The sequence below is a fragment of the Flavobacterium sp. 21.1 genome (genome assembly GCF_057801535.1).
The window spans coordinates 120,992-141,986 of the sequence record NZ_JBYNXA010000001.1 but is presented as its reverse complement, the minus strand read 5'-3'; the positions used below and the strand labels follow the sequence as shown (position 1 = coordinate 141,986).

Sequence of the window (20,995 nt, the reverse complement as noted above, 5' to 3'; positions counted from 1 at the left end):
TTTTTGAATTATAATAAACCGTTGTATTTTCGGATGAACCATTCTGCAGAAAGACTGGCTGCTAATAGAATTAAGCACCAAACCCAATCAATCAGCGGGGTTTTCTTGATGATTGCTTTTTCTGTCGGGATGTAGTTTTCGTTGTTCAGTAAGTTTTTAATCAACTCATTAATCTGATTTGGATAATAAACTTTTCCGTTCGTGTTATTGGCTAATTGTTTTAAACGATTGATATCCGGATTTACGAATTGTTTTTCAATTTCAAAATCAAGTACCTCAAAACTGCCGGAATATTTTGTTTTAGATCGGTTTTCAGAAACGGTGAAACTATAATTTCCGTGTTCTAAACCATCTAAACTGACTTTATATTCCCCATTCCCTTTTAAGAAATCGTATTTCTTAGTCTTGCCGGTTTGTTTGTTCTGCAATGAAATGGTCAGACGGGCATCTTCATCAAATTCATAATTCTTATTAAAGTACTGCGCAGTAATTTCAATGGTTTCTCCCGAGTTGTAGAAACTCTCGTGTGTTACCACCAACGATTTTTTAGCTGCATTGGAAGCTAAGTACTGAATTGCTTTGTCGGTCAGAATGTCAAATTGCTCAAAGGATTTTGTTTTTAGATGACTTTCCATGCGCCATTTCCAGATGTTTTCTCCAAAAAGAAACGCGTTTCGCTTTAATCCGTTTTCAGAAAATGTCAACAACGGACTTTCAGTACCAATATTTCTAATTCTTGATTTTAAAAGTGTATTCGTGTTTTCTTTAAGCGTTATGGTTCCGAACGGATGTTGCAACGGAGGGAATTGTTCGAATCCGATATTTTCTGTAGCAAACGAATTAAACTGTGAATTGTAATCTGCTGAATAATCCTCACTCTGTCCTGTAACCTTAAATTGAACGTAATCCTGAGATTGGTTCAGCAGATTGAAATCGGTATTGGTTCCGGTAATGATCCAGGTGTTCAGTTGCAGCTTTTTGTTTTGTTCTAAAATCGGTTTGAATTCGAAATTTGGTTGGTATAAGATCAGAACATTGTAATCCTGTAATGATTTGATTTCGCTTGGTTTAACTATTGTTACTTTACGCTGCTGATTAGATTCAATTGCACGTTTTAAAGCGCCCAAATCAGGATGGTTAATTGCAGAAATTATTGCAATTTCAGAACGCTGGTCGATTACTTCCACAGCGAAATTCTTCGTGTTGTTGTAATTGTTTTTCTCTTTCTCCGCTGAAGAAATTATGGCTTTGAAAGTCTGCACTCCTACTCGGTCGGCATTCAGTAAAACTGAAATTACCTGTGCTTTTTTCGAAGGTGAGAAACTAATGTTTTGTTTATGGATCGTCGCATTTCCCTGCTGTATACTGAAAGTTGCATTGACCGCTTTAGTTCCGTTATACTGCAGAAAAACCTCTGCCGGGAATTTGTTTTTCAGGAATGCGTACTTGTTTACATTCAGCTGATTAACTTTTAAATCAAAAAACGTTGTCGTATCTCCTATTACCAAAGGATAAACGGTCGTGTTTTGCTGAAAACTGTAAACGTAATCATTTCCAATTGTCTGATTTCCGTCGGTTAATAAAACCACCGGGTAATTCTGACTGCGGTAGAACTGTTTTAAATTCTGGGCCGCCATGTCAATATGGGTTTGTTTTCCTTTGAAATCAATCGCCGTATTACTGTAAAAATCATTGTCAAAGCTAAATAACTGTACATCGTACTTAGATTTGATCATTTTATTCTGTGTCAGGGCTTCAATTAAATCCGGAATATTTACATCCTTATTTAAAAGTGCAATCGACTGGGAATTATCAACAACAATCGGCAATGGCGTTTTTGTCGTTTCAAATGTTTTTCTCGAAATTATCGGATTGATGAGCAATACGAAAATCAGAAATAATGAAAAAAAACGCAAAAAAGCCAAAAACAGATTTAGTTTTGATCTGTAATCGGCTTTGTATAAGTATTGGTAAAACGACAATCCGGCAGCAATCAGTACTGATAATAATAAAAGTAAAATCGTGCTTGTGGTCATTTTTTATTATTTGGCTATTTGGTCATGCGTTTAAAAAAACTCATAACTCATAATTTATAACTTAATTATGTTAACATTCCGCCGTCAACATTCATAACCTGCCCTGTAACGTATGCACTCAAATCACATGATAAGAAAACACAAGCATTTGCTACATCTTCAGGAGTACCGCCACGTCTTAAAGGAATACTTTCTCTCCATCCTTTTACAACATCCTCATTTAATTTGGCAGTCATTTCAGTTTCAATGAATCCCGGCGCGATCACGTTACAACGAATGTTACGGGAACCTAATTCCAATGCTACTGATTTTGAGAAACCTATAACACCGGCTTTTGAAGCTGCATAGTTGGTCTGACCTGCATTTCCTTTCACTCCTACCACCGAGCTCATATTAATGATAGAACCCGCTCTGTTTTTCAACATGATTTTCTGAACGGCTTTAGTCATATTGAACACCGATTTTAAATTCACATCGATAACTGTATCAAAATCTTCTTCCGTAATTCTCATTAAAAGGTTATCCTTTGTAATTCCGGCATTGTTAATTAAAATATCAACGTTTCCGAATTCAGCAATAACATCGTCAACTAATTTCTGAGCTTCGTTGAAATCAGCTGCATTTGATTGATATCCTTTTGCTTTAACTCCTAAAGCGGTTAATTCATTTTCCAATTCCTGAGCAGCAGCTGCAGAAGAACTGTATGTGAAAGCAACATTGGCGCCGTTTTTAGCAAAAACTTCTGCAATTCCTCTTCCTATTCCTCTACTAGCACCCGTAATGATCGCGGTTTTTCCTTCCAGTAATTTCATAATATTTTTATTAGATCTTTTTTATTACAGTTTCCAAAGATATTCTATTTTGACTTAAAAAAAAATCATTGCCCACCGAAAGTATTAACAAGTATTTTTTGTTATAAAACATAGCTAAAATTGATGATTTATTGATGTTAATTTAATAGTCGTTGATGAATAACTGCTTTAGGTCTTTAGAACTTTTATCAACTTTAGGTTTCGAAATCATAAAAATGGAATGTATTTAATAAATATTCTCCTTCATGCTTTTAAACGGTTTTTTTGTCAATTTGAAAGGTTAAATTGATAATTTTCAGCGATATAGCTATCTTTACTATGAGAAAAATTGTAAGATTTACTCCTTCTTTTCCTTTTTAGGAGTTTTGTATTGTACTTCTGTAAAGTTAATCAATCGCGGTTTTTCTTTTAAAAATATTAAATCGTTTAAAATAAAAAACTATGAAAAAATATCTAATTCTAGTATTAGCCGTAGTATTCGTTGCCTGTTCCAAAGATGAGGGTTATGGCGGACTGGCATCCATATCGGGAAAAGTGTATGCGCTGAATTATAATCAGGATCAGATCCTTATAAGTGAAGGTTATCTGGGTGATGTAAGGGTGTATATCAGTTCCCACGGAAATACTGATTTTTATGATGATGTTCGTACTTCTCATGATGGTTCGTTCAAATTTGATTTTCTGCAGGAAGGAACCTACGATGTCTGGGTGTATGGTGATTGTGATTATTGTCCTTGGGATCAGGTAATTGATATTAAGACCGAAATTAAAGTTGAATCCAAAAAGGCGGATATTGTCCTTGAGGATTTTGTAATTAAAATTTAAAGTTATGTTCAAAAAATTTACCACACAGTTGTCCTTACTCAATCCGGTGTCGCTCACCGATCTAGATTCTGTTGCGTTATTGAACAGAACCGATAGTAAGTACACGCTTAGAGGTGAAGATTTACTCAAAATAGTCCCCTGTCTAGTTGAGCATTATAATGTTTTGGAAATTAATGGTATACGTATTTTTTCATATGAGAATAATTATTTTGATACTCCTGATTTACAGTTCTTCAGAGATCATCATAATGGATATGTTAACAGGATTAAAGTACGAAGCAGAAGATATGTGGAATCCGACATGTGCTTTTTTGAAATCAAAAAGAAAGAGAAAGTCGACAGAACCAACAAGCATCGGGAAGCGATACCATATATGATTTCCAATATAGATGATATACGAAAAAATCTGATCCAGGAATATACGCGAAAAGCGATTGATGAAATAACCCTTATTTTAAAGAACAACTTTAACAGAATTACACTGGTAAACAATCAATTCACAGAAAGGGTTACCATAGATATGAATTTGCATTTTATTGACAATGAGCATGATATAAAATTCAAAAAAATTGCGATTATAGAAATCAAACAATCAAAAAGTACACATACATCGCCACTGACCACAGCTTTAAAATACAACAATATAAGAGAACAAAGCATCAGTAAATATATCTACGGCGTAATTTCATTAATTCCTACAGTGAAAAAAAACAATTTTATGCCGATCCTTAAAAAAATTAATAAACTTCAGCAATAATGGAAAGCGAAGAAGATTTGATAGGTACTTTAAGTACATATGATTTTGCTATGCGATCGGTCATCGATTTTGCAGCTATAGTTATACTTGTAGCTCTAATATATTATCCTAAGCATAGAAATAAAGACTTTATATTCACTTTTATTTTATTTAATGTCATGAATTTCATGATATGCTGTTTACTCAGCGCGGTAAAAATAAAAATAGGATTCGCATTTGGTCTTTTTGCCATGTTTTCAATTATCCGATATCGAACCATAGCTATCTCGATAAAGGACATGGGGTATTTCTTTGTCTGTGTGGCTCTCGGGATGTTAAACTCGCTGGCTACCATCAGTGATGGTTTCTGGCTCTTAATAATATGTAACCTGGTAGTGCTGTTCCTTACTTTCACAATGGAACGTCTTGATTTCCTTAAAAACGAAAATTCAAAAGATATCGTTTATGATAAAGTAGAATACATAAAACCGGACTTTAAAGTCGAATTGCTTGCGGATTTAAATAACCGAACCGGTTTGAATATTCATAGGGTTGAAATTGTTTCTATTGATTACCTGAAAGACACAGCACTGTTAAAGGCATATTATTATGCGAAGGAAAGTGAGAATGTACTACCAAAATCCGACAATGATGATTAAGAAAAAAATTCTCCTCTCGTTATTTTTGGTGCTGTTCACTTTTGAAGCTTTTTGTCAGAACAACTATACGGACTGGCAATATCGTCTGATTCCCGGTGTGAGTTACCGATTTAATAAGCATTGGAAAATATCCGGCGAATACCGATATTCTGCACAAAAGGATTTTCAGGAATTTCGTTCCAGTGCAGTAGAAGGTGCACTTCAATACAATTTCAATAAAGAATTCGCCATTGAAACCGGCTACAGGTTTACAACCTCCTACGAGAAGGACAGTCACCGATTTTTCGGCGCATTTAAGTATGACAAAAAATTCGATGCTTTCACTATATTTTCCGGTATTAAATATCAATGGTCAACGGGAAGTTTCGATGAAAGATATATGTCTTTTTACAAAGAACCCAATCAGATGCTCCGTGAAAAAATAGGATTAGATTACAATATTCCTAAATCAAAAGCCTCTGTATATGTGTCTTTTGAAGTCTTTTTAAAATTGGCTGAAACTGATCCGATTAAGTTGAACAGGCTTCGATATACTGTCGGCAGCGAATACAAATTCAAGTATGGAAATACAATGGGATTATCTGTATTTTATGATGACAAGGATAATCCTGAAAAGATTGATCGCTTTGTGCTGGAACTCAAATATAACTTAGCCATCGACGAGATGATCAAAAAGATCAAAAAAGAAAAGGAGAAAAAAGCAGAAGAGAAAATATAATTTAGTTCAGTGAGACACTATTTTATTAAAATATAAAAGCCCTGTAAAAACAGGGTTTTTTTTTAGTTTTTAATGAATTTCATATTCGACATTCCTTGATTTGTATCTGTTCTTAAAAAATAATTTCCTACTGCTAAATGAGAAACATCTATTGTTTTCACGGATTGCGCATTTGGAATAACCAATAGTAATTGTCCTAATGTATTGTAAATGCTTATGCGTTGAATTTCAATATTGCTTTTAGTTTCAATATTTAAGGTGTTTTTTACAGGGTTTGGAAATAAGTCGAAGTAATTTGAAAAACTGGAATCCTGAGTACTCAATGTCTGAATTGTTGTTGTTGCTGTATTTGTAATAATTGGAGCATTGTAATCAAAGTAAATATTTGCACTGTTGACGAATGTATCGCCATTCACAAGTGTCGGTTTTGTCTTGATTTTGAAAGCAACATAGCCATCATTATTAGCATCATCAAAAGGAAGATTAATGTTCTCAAATATGAATTCAACTTTATTTCCTGAAGAAATTTTTGTTATAAAAGAATGACTTCCTTTAATTGGGACTAAACTGGATACATCAAACTTAGCTGTATCAATCATGTCTTTTACAACGATATTTTCAGCAGGAAACGTTCCTGTGTTTTCAAAACGAATCATATAATGTACATACTTCCCTACTTCACTAGGACTAATCACTGTTCCTTCTAAACAGGTTTTGTCGTTTGGATCAAAAGAATTGAACACCGTTTGATTAAGCTGTGAAATGTTGTTTTCAGGGGTTTCATCTGTAGCAGAAGAAGTAATGGTAGCAGTAAAGTTTAAAATATCTCCACTATTAACCGGAGGAGTTTCTACAGGAGAGTTAACATTTAGATTCAATTCAATCTCTCTTGTTTCAAAAGGTGATAAGTTGCTAAAATCCCAAGAACGAGTATTCACAGATTGATTGGTATTTGCCGGGTTTGAAGAAACGAAATCCAAAACAGCATCCTCAAAAGTAAATGTAACAGTTCCTGATTGGGCATTTGTACCTTTATTTTCTAGAATAACCTTGTATTTAGAATAAAAACCGGGTCTTGCTATATTTATGGGAATCAACGTTATTTCTAAATCCGGGTGTACACCATTTGCGCTAATACAGAAATCCTGATTAAACGGACTTGATTGAGACGGAAATGCAGCATTAACATTACCGGGAGAAACTGTAAAGTAATTAGGGTTTTCAAGTATTGGTGTAATCACATAGGTTCCTGACTGTACATCATAATGATAAGCGCCTGAATTATCAGAAATCAGATTAGCAGTGTTAGTTCCATTATTAAATGACAAACCTAAATTTGGATAGTTTATATCTGTAAGATCACAACCATTACTATTTTCATCATATCTGTTATTTCCTTGAATTGTATAGAATGTTCCACCAGGCGTAAAACTACAATAGGAATTAACATGACAATTTGAGTAGTTATAATACGCGATTAAATTTTGAATTGACAGTATTTGATTGTCGTCAGCACAGATATACCTAAGATTAGGATTGTTTAAAAATGTTAAGCTCTCATTACTTCCGTTTTTTATAAATATAGACGCTAAGGAAGGATTGTCAGAACAAACTACTTGCATTAAATTTGGTTGATTACTTAAGTCTAATGTAGCTAGTTGATTATTATTACATCTAACATATCTTAAATTGTTATTAAGATTTATATTTAAATTTGTTAATAAATTATACCCACAATTAAGTTCATTTAATTGGGTTAGATTAGTTAAATCAATGTTTGTGAGTTGATTATTATCACATCCCAAATAAGTTAATGCATCACAATCAGACAAATTAATCGATGTTAAAGCATTGTTGTTACAATAAATCGTTCTTAAAGCAGATAATCCATTTAAACCTAATTGATTCAAATTATTATATTCACAATGTACCTCTCTTAAGTAAGGTCTGTTTGAAAGGTTTAAATTGGTTAGCCGATTATCTGCGCAATTTAAAGTTTCCAGATTAGGTAATGACTGAACATCCAAATTAGTTATTAAATTATCTGAGCATTGCAGATATTTAAGATTGTTTAAGCCTGATAAATTTAATGATGTTAATCGCCCATTTGTAATTTGTAAATCTTCAAGACTAGAAAGTCCCGTCAAATTAATATTTGCAAGAGTCGTATTGGAATTATTATTGTAGTAACTTATTTGAATTAAATTGCTTAATCCTGACAGATTAAGGTTAGCTATTCTTGAAGGTCCAGGAAACAGCTGTCTTAAGTTTGCAAAATATTCTATTCCTGTTAAATTAGTAACGTAGGGAGAGCTATTATTAAAATATATAGTACCTACTGAAAGAGCTTCACTTACTTGTATCTCACCATCATTATTACTGTCAACTATAATAAGCTGACTATTTACATCCCTAAATTCAGAAGTATTGAGATTATAATTTAATAATTTAGCTTTAAAAACGGGGTCCGGTATATTTATTGTTTGTGCTTTAGCTGTTGACAGGGTGCCTAAAATAAGGAGTAGAATGTAGATTTTTTTCATTTTTTTTAAATGATTTGAAAAGTAAATATACAAAATAGTACAATAAAAAAAGCCCTACAAAAATGTAGGGCTTATATTTATATAAAAAGAAAACTTTTACTTCTTATTTCAAAACAGCTAAAACCTCGCTTACTTTTTTACCGATTTCAGCCGGAGAATCCACAACGTGAATTCCGTTTTCTCTCATGATACGTTTTTTAGCTTCCGCTGTATCATCAGCTCCACCAACGATAGCACCAGCGTGACCCATTGTACGTCCTTTTGGCGCAGTTTCACCAGCGATAAAACCAACAACCGGCTTTCTGTTACCGTCAGCTTTGATCCAACGTGCGGCATCTGCTTCTAATTGTCCACCGATTTCACCAATCATGATGATGATTTCAGTTTCAGGGTCGTTCATTAATAATTCAACCGCTTCTCTTGTTGTAGTACCAATGATTGGGTCACCACCAATTCCGATTGCAGTTGTTACTCCTAATCCTTGTTTTGCAACCTGATCAGCAGCTTCGTAAGTTAAAGTTCCTGATTTAGAAACGATACCCACTGTACCTTTTTTGAAAACGAAACCTGGCATGATACCAACTTTTGCCTCACCCGGAGTAATAACACCAGGACAGTTAGGACCTACTAAACGACAGTTTTTACCTTTAATATAATCATAAGCTTTAATCATATCTGCAACAGGAATACCTTCTGTGATACAAATGATTACTTTGATACCGGCATCTGCAGCTTCCATGATAGCATCAGAAGCAAATGCAGGCGGAACAAAAATAATTGAAGTGTCAGCACCAGCTTGGTCAACTGCATCTTTTACAGTATTAAAAACAGGACGATCTAAGTGAGTAGACCCACCTTTTCCAGGAGTTACACCACCTACAACGTTTGTTCCGTATTCAATCATTTGAGAAGCGTGGAAAGTACCTTCACTTCCTGTGAACCCCTGAACAATGATTTTAGAATTTTTATTAACTAAAACACTCATGATATATTTTTTTATGTTGTTTTTAAAATGAATTGCAAAAATAGGTTTTTGAAAGAAATATATAAAGAATTTTGCTATAAACTTTCAAAGATTTTTTAGGCCGACTTAACCCAGCTGACTCATTTGATAACCACGGAACAGCTGGCCGTCCTTAACTTCCCAAATAGTAATACAATGTGCTAAAACGGTTTCGTCCGAAGGTGTTTCAATTGGCGTCACATAATATGTGAATCGCACCGTAACCAGATTGTCATCCTGTAAAACATGACTGATACTGATTCTGGATGACGTATAAGAACGCTCCATTTCAGCGGAAAGGTCAATCATATCACTTTTGTTCAATAGCAGGAATCCTTTGGAACTGTGCCAATTAAATTCCATTTCATCGTGAAGAAATCGTTGCAGCGTTTCTTTATTTCGAAGCGAATCGGATTGATAAAATTCTGTAACGATCTCCTTAGCCATCATTTTTGTTCAGCTTGTTTAAGATTTCCGGAATTTTTTTCACGTTCGCCAATTGTTTCAGTTTCTCACGAGATTCTTCGATAGGAGTTCCGAAATAGGTCTTACCTCCTTCTACAGATTTAGTAACACCTGTTTGTCCTAAAACAACAGCTTTTTCACCAATTGTAATTCCGCTAGTGGTACCAACCTGGCCCCAAAGCGTTACTTCGTCTTCAATAACCACGCATCCGGCAATTCCAGTTTGAGAGGCAATCAGACATTTTTTCCCGATAACAGTATCATGGCCAACGTGTACCTGATTGTCAATTTTAGTCCCTTCCCCTATCGTGGTATCTCCGGTAACTCCTTTGTCAATGGTACATAAAGCTCCGATTCCAACATTATCTTCAACTACTACACGTCCTCCCGACAATAATTGATCAAAACCTTCAGGTCGTTTTTTATAATAGAAAGCATCAGCACCTAAAATAGAGCCGGCATGAATGATGACATTATCTCCTATTACAGTGTTGTCGTAAAGTGAAACATTAGAATGAATCAGACAGTTCTTACCAATAACCACATTATTTCCGATAAAACAGTTCGGCTGAATTACAGTTCCTTCTCCAATAACAGCAGTTACTGAAATTGCTGAATTAGAAGAAAGGAATGGTCTGAAATGTCGCGTCAGTTTATTGAAATCACGAAACGGATCGTCAGAAATCAGCAAAGCTTTACCTTCAGGGCATTCAACTTTTTTGTTTATTAAAACGATGGTTGCCGCTGATTGCAATGCTTTATCATAGTACTTAGGATGATCGACGAAAACGATATCACCTCTTGTAACGACGTGAATTTCATTCATCCCGTGAACCGGAAAACGATCATCACCCACATACTCACATTGAATGATGTCGGCGATCTCTTTAAGAGTATGTGTTTTTGGAAATTTCATATAATATCGGTATCAGTGATCTGTTGTTTACAATCAGTGCCTGCTGTTCAAGTCAAACACTGATTGCTTACACACTTAAAATTATTCTTTTACACGCTCCATGTAAGAACCTGAAGCAGTATCGATTTTAACTTTATCACCTTCGTTGATGAACAAAGGTACGTTAATAGTAGCACCGGTTTCAACAGTTGCAGGTTTAGTTGCATTAGTTGCAGTGTTTCCTTTTACGCCCGGCTCAGCATAAGTAACTTCAAGAATTACTGAAGCCGGCATATCAACAGAAAGTGGAGCATCTGTTTCAGTGTTGATCTGAACCATTACATTAGTTCCTTCTTTCAATAAGTCCGGAGCATCAAGAATATCTCTGTTCAAAGAAATTTGTTCGAAAGTCTCGTTGTTCATGAAATGAAAATCCTGACCTTCAGCGTATAAGAATTGGAAAGTATGTGTTTCTACACGAACAACTTCAATTTTATGACCTGCAGAAAACGTATTATCCAATACTTTTCCATTTGTTAAACTTTTCAGCTTTGTTCTAACGAAAGCAGGACCTTTACCTGGTTTAACGTGAAGGAATTCAATGATTTTGTAAATATCATTATTGTATTTGATGCATAACCCGTTTCTGATATCAGCTGTACTTGCCATTTTGATTTATTTATTTGTTTGTTTTGTTTTATTAAATGCTTCCTGTATAACCTTTCATTACTCCTCGAGGTGAATTTCTAACGAAAAGAATAATTTCATCACGTTCAGGAGTAGCTTCCATCTCTGCTTCAATGATTCCTAATGCCTGAGTAGTATTAAAGTTCTTTTGAAACAGAATTCTGTAAATATCCTGGATCTCACGAATCTTTTCAGTTGAAAAACCTCTTCTTCTAAGTCCCACTGAATTGATACCTACATAAGATAATGGTTCTTTAGCCGCTTTGGTGTAAGGCGGAACATCTTTACGAACCAATGAACCTCCGGAAATCATAGCATGATCTCCAATAGAAACGAACTGGTGTATCGCAGCCAATCCACCAATGATGGCAAAATCACCTACGGTTACGTGTCCGGCCAAAGCCACTCCGTTAACGATAATGGCATTGTCTCCGATATGACAGTCGTGGGCAATGTGAGCAGTTGCCATAACTAAACAATTGCTTCCAATTTTCGTCTGACCTGAAGCGATGGTTCCTCTATTAACGGTAACACACTCTCTAATAGTAGTGTTATCTCCGATTATTGCAAGTGAATCTTCACCTCCAAATTTTAAATCCTGTGGCACTGCAGCAATTACAGCTCCGGGGAAAATATTGCAATTCTTACCAATACGTGCGCCTTCCATGATGGTTACATTCGAACCAATCCAGGTTCCTTCACCAATTTCAACATTGTTGTGAATGGTTGTGAAGGGCTCAATTACCACATTTTTGGCAATTTTCGCTCCCGGATGAACATAGGCTAAAGGTTGATTCATAATTTCTTTTTTAGTTCTTTTTTACAATTTGTGCCATTAATTCGGCTTCTGTAACTAATTTGCCGTTCGCGTAAGCACTTGCCTGCATATGACAGATTCCGCGACGGATTGGTGATAATAAAGTAAGTTTGAAAATTAAAGTATCTCCAGGTAAAACTTTGTGCTTGAATTTCACATTGTCAATTTTCATGAAATAAGTCAGGTAATTTTCAGGATCCGGAACAGTACTTAAGATCAAGATACCTCCGGTCTGAGCCATAGCTTCGATGATCAGAACCCCTGGCATTACTGGTGCTCCCGGAAAATGTCCAACGAAGAATTCTTCATTCATTGTAACATTTTTCAAACCAACAACATGGCTATCTGACATTTCTAAGATGCGATCCACCAACAAGAATGGGTTTCTGTGAGGTAACATCGACATGATTTTAGTAACATCCATCAATGGTTCTTTGTTTAAATCAAATACAGGAACCTGATTTTTCTGTTCGTTTTTAATAATCTTCGACATTTTCTTAGCAAACATAGTGTTCACAAAATGCCCCGGTTTATTAGCGATAACTTTTCCTTTGATTTTTGTACCTATCAAAGCCAAATCCCCTACTACATCAAGTAATTTATGACGTGCAGCTTCATTTGGATGATGTAATGTAAGGTTATCCAAAACTCCGTTTGGTTTCACCGAAATATTGTCTTTACCAAAAGCTTCTTTCAAACGTACCATCGTTTCATCGGAAATTTCTTTATCCACATAAACGATAGCGTTGTTCAAGTCACCACCTTTGATTAATCCGTGTTGTAACAAACCTTCCAATTCATGAAGGAAACTAAAAGTACGGCTGTCTGAAATCTCAGCTTTGAATTCATGGATGGATTTCATGGTAGCATTCTGCGTACCTAAAACTTTCGTACCAAAATCAACCATAGTAGTCACACAGTACTCATCGTAAGGGATAACAGTGATTTCACTTCCCGTTGCTTCGTCTGTGTATGAGATCACTTCTTTAACCACGTAAACATTACGTTCTGCTTCCTGTTCAACAACACCTGCTTTTTCGATCGCTTCTACGAAATATTTTGAAGAACCGTCCATGATAGGAGGTTCTGAAGCATTCAATTCAATGATAACGTTATCTACATCACATCCTACAAAAGCAGCTAAAACGTGCTCAGAAGTCTGGATTTTAACGCCTAATTTTTCAAGATTTGTACCTCTTTGAGTATTTACGACATAATTAGCATCTGCTTCAATGATCGGCTCGCCTTCCAAATCAACACGAACGAATGTGAATCCGTTGTTCACCGGTGCCGGCTTAAATGTCATTGTTACTTCCTGACCGGTATGTAACCCTACTCCTTTTAATGAAACTTCGCTTTTAATGGTTGTTTGCTTAACCATGGTTTATTGGTTTTTAGTTTAGTTAGTTTTTTTCTTTTTTTAGTTTGTGCAAATCGTCTACTATTTTAGGCAGATTCTTGAAATGAACGTATGATTTGTTGTAATCACCATAATTCAGCGCCGGACTTCCCTGAATTGCTTCACCATCCTTGATGTTTCTACCAACACCTGATTGTGCCTGGATTTTTACGCCATTACCGATTACTAAATGTCCTGCGATACCCACTTGTCCGCCAATCATACAATTTTTACCGATTTTGGTCGAACCAGCAACACCGGTCTGAGAAGCAATAACGGTATTTTCACCTATTTCAACATTATGTGCGATTTGAATCTGATTGTCCAGTTTTACACCTTTACGGATAACGGTTGAACCTAAAGTCGCTCTGTCGATAGTCGTACAAGAACCGATATCTACATTGTCTTCGATGATTACGTTCCCGATTTGCGGTACTTTAGAATAAGTTCCGTCTTCCTGAGGAGCAAACCCAAATCCGTCCGAACCGATAATAGAACCGGAATGTATCGTGCAGTTAGCACCTACCTCTGTTTCGGAATAAATTCGGACACCGGCAAACAAAACGGTATTGTCACCTATAACGACATTATCTCCTACGAAACTGTTCGGGTAGATTTTTACGTTATTACCGATTTTTACGTTTTTACCGATATAGCAAAAACTTCCCAAATAAAGGTTTTCACCATATTCGACATGTTCAGAAATAACAGAAGGCTGTTCAATTCCGGATTTCATCAGTTTTACCTGATTGTAGTATTCCAGAAGTTTGGAAAAAGATTTATAGGCATCTTCCACTTTGATCAAAGTGGTTGTGATCGGCTGATCCGGTTCAAAAGTCGAGTTTACGATAGTAATGGTCGCTTTTGTCGTATATATATAGTTCAGATATTTCGGATTAGCCAAAAAAGTAAGAGAACCTTCTGTTCCTTCTTCAATTTTAGCTAATTTATAGACTTCCGCTGAAGGATTTCCAACAACTTCGCCTTCTAAAATACCAGCTATCTGTTCTGCTGTAAATTTCATCTTAAAGTATTTTAATTTACTTTCCGTATAAGATGAAACTCGCAAATTTTAATTTGGAGCATGTCTATTTTAAGCAGAGCTCGTTTCATCTGTGCAAAAATATAAAATTTAATCGAATCTTAACTTTCTAACAGTACTTTTGGGAAACAGAGAAAATATTTGGTTACCGGTTTTGATAATGCTTTTAAATTCAGTTGGTCAGAAGCTTCCACTACGTCTTCAATAGTTTTGTCTTTCTTATAAATATGAATAGGTTCGCCGGTTTTATTGTACGCCTGATTCTTGATTTTTCCTTTGAAAATGAAATATTCCGTTTCTTTCTCGGATAAATTGTGAAGCGTCATCAATTTTGATTTCAAATCTCCGATCTGTTCCTTGCTGACTTTTTCAGGAACCATCCTGATCTTGAGCAAATCACGGTTGATAATCATTTTACTCAGAGAAGAAAGCACGAAATCATCATGGAATTGCCATGTTTTTATGGCGCTGACAATATCAAAATCGTCTAAGAGAGCGAATTTCTTCAGTGTCGGAACATCAAAACTTTCCTGAGATATCTTGTGCAGCATAAAAAACTGCAACGGTTCGCTGCAAGGAAGCAGTGCTCCTTTCTGCGTCAGTTCTTTTGCGCGCTTTAAAATTTTTGTCAGCGTTAATTCGGCTACAAGGCTGGTTTTGTGAAGATAAGCCTGCCAATACATTAATCGTCTTGCTACCAAAAACTGTTCTACGGAATAAATTCCCTTTTCTTCAATAACCAAAACATCATCAACAACATGCATCATCTGGATCAGTCGCTCGGAATTGATATTTCCTTCGGCAACACCTGTATAAAAACTGTCACGTTTCAGATAATCCATTCGGTCCATATCCAGCTGACTTGAAATAAGTTGCAACATAAATCTTCTGTGATATTCTCCTTTGAAGATTTGAATCGCCAATGATAATTTTCCGTCGAATTCGCGGTTTAATTCATTCATAAAGAACAATGAAATTTCTTCATGATGCACCGATTCCACAATACTATGTTCCATTGCGTGCGAAAAAGGCCCATGTCCTATGTCGTGCAGTAAAATAGCTATGTAAAGTGCATTTTCTTCGTCTTCAGAAATTACAACATCTTTAAATCGCAAGGTCTGCACTGCTTTCTGCATAATGTGCAAACAACCTAAAGCATGATGGAAACGCGTATGATGTGCGCCGGGATAAACCAAGTATGACATTCCCATCTGGGAAATCCTTCGTAAGCGCTGAAAATAAGGATGTTGTATTAAATCGTAAATTAAGGTATTTGGAATGGTTATGAAACCATAAATGGGGTCGTTCAGTATTTTGAGCTTGTTAATCTGATTCACGCAAGTATAATATTTAAACAAATATAATAAAATTAGGATTGGTTGCTCATTCGTTACTTATCAGAAATAAAAAACCACCCTTTCGAGTGGTTTCAATTTTAAGTTTTAAGGGTGTTACCAAATCACAACACGCATATTTTCAGGCCGGTACATCTTATCACCTTTCTTGATTTTAAACGTTGTGTAAAATTCCGGGATGTTACTTAATGGGCCGTTGATTCGGAATCTTGCCGGAGCGTGAACGTCGGTCATTATCTGTTGGGACAATGCTTCTTTTTTCACATTCACCATCCACGCATAACCATACGCTAAAAAGAAGCGTTCGTTTGGATTTAAACCGGCAACTTTCTGGCTGTTTTTGAATTGCGCTGTTTTCTTAAAGGCCTCATAACCCATAACAACTCCGCCCAAATCAGCAATATTTTCGCCCTGTGTGGCATCTCCGTTTACGAATTTGCCTTCCAAAGCTTCATATTTATTGAATTGTTCTACAATTAGTTTTGTTTTGGACTGGAATTTTTCCAAATCTTCTTTTGTCCACCAATTGTTTAAATTTCCTTTTTCATCGTATTGGCTTCCCTGATCATCGAAACCATGTGTAATTTCATGTCCGAATGTAGAGCCGCCGATAATTCCGTATAAAACCGCGTCATCCGGCATTCTTCCTTCAAATCCGGGTACGATGATATTACACGCCGGAACGCAGATTTCGTTGTTACTTGGGTTGTAATATGCATTGTACGTTTGCGGATACATGCCCCACTCTGTTCTGTCAACCGGTTTTCCGTATTTGGCGATCATATAATCGTATTCCCATTTGTTGGTGTTCATCACGTTTGTACAATACGATTTTCTGTCGATGGAAACGCTGCTCATATCTTTCCATTTGTCAGGATATCCCACTTTCATTACGATCTTACTCAGTTTATTCAAAGCTTTTTCCTTTGTAGTCGGACTCATCCAGTCTAATTTCTTGATGTGATCTGCGTAAACGTCTCTGATGTTATTTCCGATTTCCAAAAGTTTTTCTTTGGTTCCTTTTGGCAGATATTCTTCAACATACACCTGTCCGATCAACTCTCCCAACGAAGCATCTGTGCGGGAAACAACTCTTTTCCATCTTGGTTTCTGTTTCGCAACTCCGTTCATCACTGTAGAATAGAATTTGAAATTCTGTAATTCAATAGTATGATTTAAATACGACGCGTAACTGTCTACCAGATTCCATTTTAAATATACTTTCCAGTCTTCAACAGTATATGTTTTAAGTAATTGGTTCAGACCTTTGTAAAATTCGGGCTGTCCTACAATTAAGGAATCCGCTTTGGCCACTTTCAAAGTAGCTAACATTTTGTCAACACTTAAATTTGGAGCCAACGCTTTAAATTTCGAAACCTCCATTTTGTTGTAATTCTTTATCGGATCACGTAATGCTTCCAGTTTGCGGGAAACTTTGGCCAGATCCGTTTCCATTTTCATGATGGTTCCGGCATTTTTAGCGGCTGAAGTTTTATCCTGACCAATTAGTTTCAGCATTTCTTCAAGATGTTTCACGTATTCTTTACGGATGTTTACGGTTTGCTCATCATTATTGAAATAATAGTCGCGATCACCTAGTCCCAATCCGCCCTGAGCGAAAAACAACGCATACTTTGTACTGTTTTTGTCGTCCTGACTTAAATAAAAATTAAAAGCCGGGCTTGCTCCGATGGTGTGAAGATGTGCAATAGCTTGTGGTATAGATGACAGATCTTTTACAGCATCAATACGGGCCATTTCCTCTTTTATTGGATTGATTCCTGCTTTTTCGATGGCCAGTGAATCCATTCCGGAAGCGTAGAAATCACCGATTTTTTGCTTATTACTCCCTTTCGTCGCTTCTTTATCTTCTGACGATTTAATACAAATTGCTTTTATCTGAGCGTTGATTGTATCACCGATTGTCCTGAAGATCCCATTACTGCTTTCCGTTTCAGGGATCGGATTTTTTTTGAACCAGCCTCCATTGGCATAATGGAAGAAATCTTCACCTGGATGTAAACTGGTGTCCCGGTTTATCGCTAATGGATCAGGTTGTACTGCATCGGAAGTTTCATTTTTTTTACAGCTTGTCACGACCAGAGTTGTACCGGCTACAAGCAATGTAAAGTGTTTGAATTTCATAGAGTTACTGTTTAAGTTGATTTGATTAGTTTTCAAAGATATCTTAATCTTCTCTTCTTTACAAATAGTATGATGATTACGATGAAATCAAATTTTATTAAAAATATACAATAGACTGATTATGAGGTTTTTAAATATAATTTTTGATTGTATAATCGTGTTAAAATCACTAAATTTATAGCTTCATTTACAGTATAATTCTTAAATAAATCCTTATGAAAAACTTAGAAAAAACGTTAGTTAAAGGAATGTTTGTTCTTTTGCTATTTACATTAGGCGCCTTCGCTCAGGACAAAAAAATGGAAGCCAATAAAATGATTAATAATCTGGTGGACAACAAAACGGTTCACGCCGCTGAAATCACGCTACAGCCGGGAGAGAAAACCGATATGCACACACACCCAGCCCACTTCTTTTATGCTTTATCGGAAGGAAAAATCGTGGTTCATTATAAAGACGGAAAAGAGGAAACCATGGAATTAAAACCCGGTGTTTCAGGTTATGGTGATCCCGAACGCCCTCACATTACTGAGAATGTCGGTACAACAGTAGTTAAATTTCTAATCGTGGAATTAAAAGAACATCCTTACAAAGAAGCTAAACCTAAAAAATGAAACAAGGATGCGCGCTAAATTGATAATAAAAAGATGAACATTTTTGATGATCATCTTTTTTATTTATGCTTTCTGAGGATTTCTTTCAGTACAATTCAATGATCAAAATCCTGATTTCCCGAACGTAAAAAAACTCCTAATAATAAGATGTTTATTTTTACAATAATTTTAACCTGATTCCGTTGATAAAAGCATATCTTGCAATATATAATATAATAAAGAAGCATCATGAGCGATATAAAGATACTTTGGGTTGACGATGAAATTGATTTATTAAAACCGCATATTTTATTCCTTGAGAAAAAGGGATACAATGTAACTACCTGTAATAACGGTCAGGATGCCATTGATATATTTGACGATCAGAACTTTGATATCGTTTTTTTAGACGAAAACATGCCTGGTTTAAGTGGATTGGAAACACTTGCTGAAATCAAGGAGAAGAAATCTGCCACGCCTGTAATCATGATCACGAAAAGTGAGGAGGAATACATCATGGAGGAAGCTATTGGTTCCAAAATTGCCGATTATTTAATCAAACCGGTTAATCCTAACCAGATTTTGCTGAGCCTTAAAAAGAATCTAGACCATTCCCGACTTATTTCCGAAAAAACCACATTAGATTATCAAAAGGAATTCAGAAAGATCGCTATGGATATGGCTATGGTCAACACCTATGAGGATTGGGTGGAACTGTACAAAAAATTATTGTTTTGGGAGATTGAGCTGGAAAATATTGAAGACCAGAGTATGGTGGAGATTTTGGAAAGTCAGAAAGTGGAAGCCAATTCGCAATTCGGGAAATTCATTGAGAAAAACTACGAAAAATGGTTCGCCTCCGAAGAAAACCGCCCTTACCTTTCGCATGAGATCTTCAGAAAGCTGGTTGTTCCGGAAATCCGTAAAAAAGATAAGCCTATTTTATTTGTTGTAATTGACAACCTTCGTTATGATCAGTGGAAAGCCTTTGAAAGTGTAGTCAACAATCATTATAAACTTGAAAAAGAAACAAGTTACTTTGCTATTCTTCCAACAGCTACGCAATATGCACGTAACGCTATTTTCTCTGGTTTGACGCCTTTGGAAATGGAAAAAAATTATCCGCAATATTGGAAGAATGACACGGATGAAGGCGGTAAAAACCTGTTCGAAGGAGAATTTCTAACAGAACAATTGAAACGCCTTCGAATTGATATTAAACAGGAATATTATAAAATAACCAATTTTAAAGACGGAAAAAAACTGGTAGATAACTTCAAAACGTTGAAAAATAACGATCTGACTACCGTGGTTTACAATTTCGTAGACATGCTTTCTCATGCCAAAACCGAAATGGAAGTGGTTAAGGAATTAGCTTCGAATGACAAAGCTTATCGTTCTTTAACATTGAGCTGGTTTAAGAATTCGCCTCTTTTGGAAATCATTCAACAGGCTCAGCAATTAGGGTTCAAACTGATTCTAACTACAGACCACGGAACCATCAACTGTAAAAACCCGTCAAAAGTAATCGGCGATAAACAAACGAGTTTGAATTTACGTTACAAAACCGGAAGAAGTCTTACTTACGAAGATAAAGACGTATATGCTGTAAAAGATCCGAAAAAGATTGGTTTGCCGGCAATCAACATGAGCAGTTCTTTTATTTTCGCCAAGAATGATTTATTTCTGGCCTACGTGAACAATTTCAACCATTATGTAAGCTATTACCGTAATACCTATCAACACGGCGGTATTTCTTTGGAAGAAATGATAGTTCCTTTCTTGGTTTTCAATCCAAAATAGGTATATTTGGATTGTAAATTTCTTACAATCAAATAAAAGCCGTTTTATTTATGGAAATCACCTTCACTCTTGAAGAAATTAATGACGTCGTAAAGCAGATTTTTGCCCACAGCATAAAAAAAGTAGTTACTTTCCACGCCGATATGGGTGTGGGAAAAACTACCTTAATTAAAGAATTGGTTACTTATCTCGGTGTTAAGCATATGGCATCAAGTCCGACGTTCTCCCTTGTGAACGAATATAAAGCTGCTAACGAGGATATTATCTATCACTTTGATCTTTATCGTTTAAATTCGGAAGAAGAAGCCTATGATATGGGTCTTGATGAATATTTCTATTCAGGGAACTGGTGTTTTATCGAATGGCCTGAAAAAACGCCTAATCTCATTCCTTTAGATCATACAGCAATTCATATAAGCCTTTTGCCGAACGGAAAACGTCATTTGACCGTTAAATGATTAT

At 35.8% G+C, this 20,995-nt stretch carries 19 protein-coding genes; 7 read left to right on the top strand and 12 right to left on the bottom strand.

The window, feature by feature from the left end; genetic code table 11:
* Nucleotides 1–8: 8 nt before the first annotated feature.
* Both AC3E9U_RS00610 and fabG read right to left on the bottom strand, forming a co-directional pair.
* Nucleotides 9–2,036, bottom strand: a complete 2,028-nt coding sequence (locus tag AC3E9U_RS00610; protein WP_488744967.1) for a hypothetical protein — start codon at nt 2,034–2,036, stop codon at nt 9–11.
* Between the two features lie 65 nt (nt 2,037–2,101).
* Entirely contained in the window at nt 2,102–2,848 is a 747-nt protein-coding gene (gene fabG / locus AC3E9U_RS00605) for a 3-oxoacyl-[acyl-carrier-protein] reductase (protein ID WP_488744966.1), read from the bottom strand.
* Nucleotides 2,849–3,289: 441 nt separating this feature from the next.
* On the opposite strand from fabG, the gene AC3E9U_RS00600 reads away from it, so the two are divergent.
* From AC3E9U_RS00600 to AC3E9U_RS00585, 4 genes are read left to right on the top strand one after another with little or no spacing between them, the layout of a single operon-like run.
* Nucleotides 3,290–3,673, top strand: coding sequence for a hypothetical protein (locus AC3E9U_RS00600; RefSeq protein WP_488744965.1), 384 nt, complete (start codon nt 3,290–3,292; stop codon nt 3,671–3,673).
* Between the two features lie 4 nt (nt 3,674–3,677).
* Nucleotides 3,678–4,430 (top strand): polyphosphate polymerase domain-containing protein, encoded by a 753-nt coding sequence (locus AC3E9U_RS00595; protein WP_488744964.1) that lies wholly within the window; start codon nt 3,678–3,680, stop codon nt 4,428–4,430.
* Nucleotides 4,430–5,068 (top strand): DUF4956 domain-containing protein, encoded by a 639-nt coding sequence (locus AC3E9U_RS00590; protein ID WP_488744963.1) that lies wholly within the window; start codon nt 4,430–4,432, stop codon nt 5,066–5,068. The genes AC3E9U_RS00595 and AC3E9U_RS00590 overlap by 1 nt, the downstream gene beginning before the upstream one ends.
* Nucleotides 5,058–5,786, top strand: coding sequence for a DUF2490 domain-containing protein (locus AC3E9U_RS00585; RefSeq protein ID WP_488744962.1), 729 nt, complete (start codon nt 5,058–5,060; stop codon nt 5,784–5,786). Before AC3E9U_RS00590 ends, AC3E9U_RS00585 begins: the two co-directional genes overlap by 11 nt.
* Before the next feature lie 62 nt (nt 5,787–5,848).
* Here the strand turns inward: AC3E9U_RS00585 and AC3E9U_RS00580 are convergent, their stop codons facing one another.
* The 10 genes from AC3E9U_RS00580 to AC3E9U_RS00535 form a co-directional block, all read right to left on the bottom strand.
* Nucleotides 5,849–8,329, bottom strand: a complete 2,481-nt coding sequence (locus AC3E9U_RS00580; RefSeq protein ID WP_488744961.1) for a DUF7619 domain-containing protein — start codon at nt 8,327–8,329, stop codon at nt 5,849–5,851.
* A 103-nt stretch (nt 8,330–8,432) separates the two neighbouring features.
* The gene (gene sucD, locus AC3E9U_RS00575) at nt 8,433–9,314 is read right to left on the bottom strand and encodes a succinate--CoA ligase subunit alpha (protein WP_488744960.1); all 882 of its coding nucleotides are present in this window, start codon (nt 9,312–9,314) and stop codon (nt 8,433–8,435) included.
* Nucleotides 9,315–9,419: 105 nt separating this feature from the next.
* Nucleotides 9,420–9,782: a nuclear transport factor 2 family protein gene (locus tag AC3E9U_RS00570; protein WP_488744959.1), complete on the bottom strand. Its 363-nt coding sequence runs from the start codon at nt 9,780–9,782 to the stop codon at nt 9,420–9,422.
* On the bottom strand, nt 9,772–10,713 hold the full coding sequence (locus AC3E9U_RS00565) for a UDP-3-O-(3-hydroxymyristoyl)glucosamine N-acyltransferase (RefSeq protein WP_488744958.1): 942 nt from the start codon (nt 10,711–10,713) through the stop codon (nt 9,772–9,774). The genes AC3E9U_RS00570 and AC3E9U_RS00565 overlap by 11 nt, the downstream gene beginning before the upstream one ends.
* Nucleotides 10,714–10,794: 81 nt before the next feature.
* On the bottom strand, nt 10,795–11,361 hold the full coding sequence (efp, locus tag AC3E9U_RS00560) for an elongation factor P (RefSeq protein WP_488744957.1): 567 nt from the start codon (nt 11,359–11,361) through the stop codon (nt 10,795–10,797).
* Nucleotides 11,362–11,392: 31 nt separating this feature from the next.
* The gene (gene lpxA / locus AC3E9U_RS00555; protein WP_488744956.1) at nt 11,393–12,178 is read right to left on the bottom strand and encodes an acyl-ACP--UDP-N-acetylglucosamine O-acyltransferase; all 786 of its coding nucleotides are present in this window, start codon (nt 12,176–12,178) and stop codon (nt 11,393–11,395) included.
* 10 nt (nt 12,179–12,188) lie between these two features.
* Nucleotides 12,189–13,577, bottom strand: a complete 1,389-nt coding sequence (locus tag AC3E9U_RS00550; RefSeq protein ID WP_488744955.1) for a bifunctional UDP-3-O-[3-hydroxymyristoyl] N-acetylglucosamine deacetylase/3-hydroxyacyl-ACP dehydratase — start codon at nt 13,575–13,577, stop codon at nt 12,189–12,191.
* 22 nt (nt 13,578–13,599) lie between these two features.
* Nucleotides 13,600–14,619 (bottom strand): UDP-3-O-(3-hydroxymyristoyl)glucosamine N-acyltransferase, encoded by a 1,020-nt coding sequence (lpxD, locus tag AC3E9U_RS00545; RefSeq protein ID WP_488744954.1) that lies wholly within the window; start codon nt 14,617–14,619, stop codon nt 13,600–13,602.
* A 119-nt stretch (nt 14,620–14,738) separates the two neighbouring features.
* The gene (locus AC3E9U_RS00540) at nt 14,739–15,974 is read right to left on the bottom strand and encodes an HD domain-containing protein (protein WP_488744953.1); all 1,236 of its coding nucleotides are present in this window, start codon (nt 15,972–15,974) and stop codon (nt 14,739–14,741) included.
* A 114-nt stretch (nt 15,975–16,088) separates the two neighbouring features.
* On the bottom strand, nt 16,089–18,137 hold the full coding sequence (locus AC3E9U_RS00535) for a M13 family metallopeptidase (RefSeq protein ID WP_488744952.1): 2,049 nt from the start codon (nt 18,135–18,137) through the stop codon (nt 16,089–16,091).
* A gap of 215 nt (nt 18,138–18,352) precedes the next feature.
* Between AC3E9U_RS00535 and AC3E9U_RS00530 the strand changes: the two genes are divergently transcribed.
* From AC3E9U_RS00530 to tsaE, 3 genes are all read left to right on the top strand, one after another.
* On the top strand, nt 18,353–18,751 hold the full coding sequence (locus AC3E9U_RS00530) for a cupin domain-containing protein (protein WP_488744951.1): 399 nt from the start codon (nt 18,353–18,355) through the stop codon (nt 18,749–18,751).
* A gap of 228 nt (nt 18,752–18,979) precedes the next feature.
* On the top strand, nt 18,980–20,533 hold the full coding sequence (porX, locus tag AC3E9U_RS00525; RefSeq protein WP_488744950.1) for a T9SS response regulator signal transducer PorX: 1,554 nt from the start codon (nt 18,980–18,982) through the stop codon (nt 20,531–20,533).
* A 50-nt stretch (nt 20,534–20,583) separates the two neighbouring features.
* Entirely contained in the window at nt 20,584–20,991 is a 408-nt protein-coding gene (gene tsaE, locus AC3E9U_RS00520; RefSeq protein WP_488744949.1) for a tRNA (adenosine(37)-N6)-threonylcarbamoyltransferase complex ATPase subunit type 1 TsaE, read from the top strand.
* Nucleotides 20,992–20,995 lie beyond the last annotated feature (4 nt).

Bases quoted from the DNA above. Each gene is read 5' to 3' on its own strand.
- AC3E9U_RS00610 (WP_488744967.1), bottom strand. From the start codon at position 2,036: ATGACCACAAGCACGATTTTACTTTTATTATTATCAGTACTGATTGCT.
- fabG (WP_488744966.1), bottom strand. From the start codon at position 2,848: ATGAAATTACTGGAAGGAAAAACCGCGATCATTACGGGTGCTAGTAGA.
- AC3E9U_RS00600 (WP_488744965.1), top strand. From the start codon at position 3,290: ATGAAAAAATATCTAATTCTAGTATTAGCCGTAGTATTCGTTGCCTGT.
- AC3E9U_RS00595 (WP_488744964.1), top strand. From the start codon at position 3,678: ATGTTCAAAAAATTTACCACACAGTTGTCCTTACTCAATCCGGTGTCG.
- AC3E9U_RS00590 (WP_488744963.1), top strand. From the start codon at position 4,430: ATGGAAAGCGAAGAAGATTTGATAGGTACTTTAAGTACATATGATTTT.
- AC3E9U_RS00585 (WP_488744962.1), top strand. From the start codon at position 5,058: ATGATGATTAAGAAAAAAATTCTCCTCTCGTTATTTTTGGTGCTGTTC.
- AC3E9U_RS00580 (WP_488744961.1), bottom strand. From the start codon at position 8,329: ATGAAAAAAATCTACATTCTACTCCTTATTTTAGGCACCCTGTCAACA.
- sucD (WP_488744960.1), bottom strand. From the start codon at position 9,314: ATGAGTGTTTTAGTTAATAAAAATTCTAAAATCATTGTTCAGGGGTTC.
- AC3E9U_RS00570 (WP_488744959.1), bottom strand. From the start codon at position 9,782: ATGATGGCTAAGGAGATCGTTACAGAATTTTATCAATCCGATTCGCTT.
- AC3E9U_RS00565 (WP_488744958.1), bottom strand. From the start codon at position 10,713: ATGAAATTTCCAAAAACACATACTCTTAAAGAGATCGCCGACATCATT.
- efp (WP_488744957.1), bottom strand. From the start codon at position 11,361: ATGGCAAGTACAGCTGATATCAGAAACGGGTTATGCATCAAATACAAT.
- lpxA (WP_488744956.1), bottom strand. From the start codon at position 12,178: ATGAATCAACCTTTAGCCTATGTTCATCCGGGAGCGAAAATTGCCAAA.
- AC3E9U_RS00550 (WP_488744955.1), bottom strand. From the start codon at position 13,577: ATGGTTAAGCAAACAACCATTAAAAGCGAAGTTTCATTAAAAGGAGTA.
- lpxD (WP_488744954.1), bottom strand. From the start codon at position 14,619: ATGAAATTTACAGCAGAACAGATAGCTGGTATTTTAGAAGGCGAAGTT.
- AC3E9U_RS00535 (WP_488744952.1), bottom strand. From the start codon at position 18,137: ATGAAATTCAAACACTTTACATTGCTTGTAGCCGGTACAACTCTGGTC.
- AC3E9U_RS00530 (WP_488744951.1), top strand. From the start codon at position 18,353: ATGAAAAACTTAGAAAAAACGTTAGTTAAAGGAATGTTTGTTCTTTTG.
- porX (WP_488744950.1), top strand. From the start codon at position 18,980: ATGAGCGATATAAAGATACTTTGGGTTGACGATGAAATTGATTTATTA.
- tsaE (WP_488744949.1), top strand. From the start codon at position 20,584: ATGGAAATCACCTTCACTCTTGAAGAAATTAATGACGTCGTAAAGCAG.